General features: G+C 62.7%; 5 protein-coding genes. 1 reads left to right on the top strand and 4 read right to left on the bottom strand.

Going from position 1 to position 4105, the window contains the following annotated elements:
* Nucleotides 1-91: 91 nt before the first annotated feature.
* From ABR948_RS28725 to ABR948_RS28740, 4 genes are all read right to left on the bottom strand, one after another.
* Nucleotides 92-517 carry an HIT family protein gene (locus ABR948_RS28725; RefSeq protein ID WP_428124561.1) on the bottom strand — a complete coding sequence of 142 codons (426 nt, stop codon included), beginning with the start codon at nt 515-517 and terminating at the stop codon, nt 92-94.
* 26 nt (nt 518-543) lie between these two features.
* The gene (locus ABR948_RS28730) at nt 544-1794 is read right to left on the bottom strand and encodes a GNAT family N-acetyltransferase (protein WP_428124563.1); all 1251 of its coding nucleotides are present in this window, start codon (nt 1792-1794) and stop codon (nt 544-546) included.
* A 199-nt stretch (nt 1795-1993) separates the two neighbouring features.
* Nucleotides 1994-2740, bottom strand: a complete 747-nt coding sequence (locus ABR948_RS28735; RefSeq protein ID WP_428124565.1) for a glycerophosphodiester phosphodiesterase — start codon at nt 2738-2740, stop codon at nt 1994-1996.
* Between the two features lie 27 nt (nt 2741-2767).
* Nucleotides 2768-3235 (bottom strand): RidA family protein, encoded by a 468-nt coding sequence (locus ABR948_RS28740; protein ID WP_428124567.1) that lies wholly within the window; start codon nt 3233-3235, stop codon nt 2768-2770.
* Between the two features lie 217 nt (nt 3236-3452).
* Between ABR948_RS28740 and ABR948_RS28745 the strand changes: the two genes are divergently transcribed.
* Nucleotides 3453-4105, top strand: a 653-nt coding sequence (locus ABR948_RS28745) for a cell envelope integrity EipB family protein (RefSeq protein WP_428124569.1), incomplete at its 3' end; no start/stop codon positions are given.

A 4105-nucleotide genomic window follows, 5' to 3' on the forward strand; every position in this document is an offset into this window, starting at 1 on the left:
GCGAAGCATCGAACTACGATGTGCAATTGCACATCGGAGAATCTCGAGATTCCGGGTCTGGTGCTAACGCACCATCCCGGAATGACGGCTATTAGCCCTTCAACGCCGCCGCCAGCTTCGCCGCGTTCGCTTCCAGCACCTGGCCATCTTCCTTGCGGCTTGCGGGCGGCAGTAGCGCCACGCCGTCTTGGCGCGGCATCACGTGCATGTGGAGGTGAAACACCACCTGTCCGCCAGCGGGCTCGCTGAATTGCTGCACCGTGATGCCGTCGGCGTCAAAAGCCGTCATCGCGGCGCGGGCAATCCTGTGGGCGGCGCGGGCGACATGGGCGAAATCCTCCGGGCTGATATCGAGGATATTGCGGGCAGGGGCCTTCGGGATCACCAGCGTATGTCCCGGACAGCGCGGCATGATGTCGAGAAAGGCGAGGACGTGGTCGTCCTCATACACTTTGTAGCAGGGAAACTCGCCGCGCAGGATTTTGGCGAAGGGGTTGTTGGGATCATAGGCGGGCATGGCGTCTCCCAGAATTTGTTGTGGCGTCAGCTTGGCTCATCGGCGGCTTTGCGAAACGGTCCGGCCTCGGTGAGTTCGCGCGCCGCCTCCGCGACATAGGCGCGTTCGCGCCGCAGATACTCGTCGATCGCGCCGCGCAGGCCGGCATCGGCGATGTAATGCGCCGAAAACGTGGTTTGCGGAAGATAGCCGCGCGCGATCTTGTGCTCGCCCTGTGCGCCGGCCTCGACGGTTTTCAGGCCGCGCCCGATCGCAAAATCGATCGCCTGATAATAGCAGACCTCGAAATGCAGGAACGGATGATGCTCGATCGCGCCCCAGTTGCGGCCAAACAACGTATCGCTGCCGATGAAATTGATGGCGCCGGCAATCCAGCGGCCATTGCGCTGGGCCATGATCAGCAGCACGTCCTTGGCCATATTCTCGCCGATCAGCGAGAAGAACGTGCGGGTGAGGTAGGGCCGGCCCCATTTGCGCGAGCCGGTCTCCATGTAGAAGGCGAAGAAGGCGTCCCACGCATCTTCGGTGATGTCGCGGCCGGTGAGCGCGTGGATCGTGATGCCATTGGCCAGCGCGTCGCGCCGCTCGCGCTTGATCGCCTTGCGGTGACGCGAATTGAGGGTGGCGAGGAAATCCTCGAAATGGCGATAGCCCTGATTGTGCCAGTGGAATTGCTGGTCGGTGCGCTGCAGGAATCCATGTTCGGCGAGAAACTTCCATTCCGCTTCGCGTGCAAACGTCACATGGACCGATGAGGCGCTGGTGGCGTCGCACAGCCCCATCAGGCCGCCTGCCAGCGCGTTGCCGATGCGTTCCTGGTCGACGCCATCTCGTATCAACAGGCGCGGCCCGGTGGCCGGCGTGAAGGGAACCGAGGCCTGCAGTTTCGGGTAATAACGCCCGCCGGCGCGCTCATAGGCATCCGCCCAGCCGCGGTCGAAGACGTATTCGCCCTGCGAGTGCGATTTCAGAAAACACGGCACGATGCCGGCGATCTTGCCGTCAAGCTTGGCCAGCAGATGGCGCGGCCCCCAGCCGGTCCGGGCGCAGGCCGAGTTCGACGCCTCCAAGGCGGAGAAGAAAGCATGTGAAACGAAGGGGTTATAACGTTGTCTGGAGGTTGTGGGAGCGGCGCCAAGCGGGCCGGAGGAAGCCAGCGTGTCGAGGCCGTCGAGGCTGCCCGGGTCCGGAACCGGATTGGCGCAGGCATCCCAATCCCGGGCCGGGATCTGGCTTATGGACGACACCGCTTCGAGAATGATTTCGGATGACGCCATCGGCTGTTAGAATCGGTCCCGCGTTACGATCAGCCATCGCGCATGGTGACCAATACCAAGATCGTGCATTGCATCATAGACTTCAAGGGCGAAGGACGCGTGCGATTCAGGCATGATCCCCGAAAAGTGGAAACCGGTTTTCGGAAAGGATCATGCCCAAGCAAGATAACTAGGGGTCTGATCCGTCTGGATCAGATCCCTAGGGCCGGAACCCCTCAAAGATCATCTGATCGGCGTAGCGGGCGGCCCGTTCACGCTGCCCGGAGGTTCGCACCGTCCAGGTCAACAGCGGCAGGCCGAAAACATGGCGTGCGATCCAGGGCGCAGGCGAGGGCAACTCATTCACCCAATAGGCCACGAAATGCGGCCGGGTGCGCCACGCGTGGCGTAGATGCAGCATGCCGCGGCGCTGGGGCGGCGTCGCCTGCGGCCAGTCGGCTTCGGAATAGCGGCGCTCGGCAACGATGCCGCGGGGCAGCTCCGGCATGGTCTCGCGCAGCGCCAGCACCTGATCCGGGTCGAACGACATTCCGGCCACCGGACCGGCATAGGTTTTAAGCACCTGGGCCATCCGGGTCACCAGTCTGCGGTCGCCGTCAAAATGGCTCTTGACCTCGATCACGATCGGGACGCGGCCATTGACCAGCGCGCAGAGATCGCCGAGCGACATCATCCGCTCGGAGGTATCCTTGAACCTGACCGCCCTGAGCTCATCGCAGGTGAGGCCGAGCAGCGCGCCAGAGCCTTCGGTGAGCCGGCCAAGCGCATCGTCATGATGCACCATCGCCTCACCGTCGGCGGTGAGTTGAATGTCGCATTCGATGCCGAAATTGCCATCGATCGCGGCCACAGCCGCGCCCGGCATGTTCTCGATGATGCCGCTGATACGGTCGTGCAGGCCGCGATGGGCCACCGGCCGCGCCGTTAGCCAGTTGGGCGCACGCACCCTAATCCCCTTTAAAAAGAGCCCGGCTTACGAGACTTCAAACAGTCCTTCGACCTCGACGGCGGCATCGGCCGGAAGCGAGGAGACGCCGACGGTGGTGCGGGCATGGCGGCCCTTGTCGCCGAACGCCGCGACCATCAGGTCGGAGGCGCCGTTGAGCACTTTCGGCCCGTCCACAAAATCCGGGGCGGAATTGACGAAGCCGCCGAGCCGGACCACGCGGACCACCTTGTCGAGATCGCCGAGCGCGGCCTTGATTTGCGCCAGCAGATTGATCGCGCAACCGCGCGCCGCGGCGTTGCCTTGCTCCACGGTAACCCCGGCGCCGAGCTTGCCCTTGGCGATCAGCTTGCCGTCCGGGCTGACACAAACCTGGCCCGATACGAACAGCAGGTTCCCGGTGCGCACGAAACCCACGTAATTCGCCACCGGACTTGGCGGCTCATGCAGGACGATGCCCTGTGCCGCAAGCTTCTGTTCGACCGTACCCGCCATGTTTCGTCCCCGTTTGATGTGACCAGCACCGATGGATATCCGATCGGGCCGCTTTGTTTCGCGCATCGTGCCGTCACATGCAAGCGAGGGCGGATCGGGGGCCAAATGCCAAAAAACATGGCAATCCGGCAGTAAATACCGCTTTTCCGTGACATGCCCTAGTTGCGGCACAATATAGCGGTGAATACTGTGACAGAATCCAGTTCGAGGAAAAAACATGGCTCGCGCATTGCTGATTTCGCCTCGTCATGTCAGGTCATTGGCGCTGACAATCGCCGCCGTTGCGATCGGAACGGGTATTGCCGCCGACAGGGCCGATGCCGCGGCCGGCGGCGCGTTTCTCCCGCACCAGGCGCTCTACGAGCTCAGTCTCCTGAAGTCGCGTGGCTCCAACGCGATCAACAGCGCGCGGGGACGTATCCTCTATAATTTTTCCGGCAGCGCCTGCGAAGGCTACACCTCGGAATTCAGGCAGGTCTCGGAACTGGACAGCGGCGAGGGCAAGGTGACGTTGAGCGATTTGCGCTCGACGTCATGGGAAGACGGCGCCGGCAAGAGCTATCGTTTCAAGATCGATTCACGCATGAACGACACCGATACGACCCCGGTCGACGGGGTCGCGGAGCGGACCGGCGATCACATCACGGTCAAGCTGAAGCAGCCTGAAGCCAAGACGTTCACGCTCGATGGCGCGACGGTATTCCCGACCGAGCAGATCCAGCGCATCGTCTCCGCGGCGCGCGAAGGCAAATCGGTGCTTGAATTGACCGTCTATGACGGATCGGACAATGGCGAGAAGGTCTACAATACCCTGTCCGTGATCGGGCAGCCGATCCCCGGCGACCGCACCATCGATTCACCCGATCCATC

This window comes from Bradyrhizobium sp. (assembly GCF_050014615.1).
Taxonomy (GTDB): domain Bacteria; phylum Pseudomonadota; class Alphaproteobacteria; order Rhizobiales; family Xanthobacteraceae; genus Bradyrhizobium.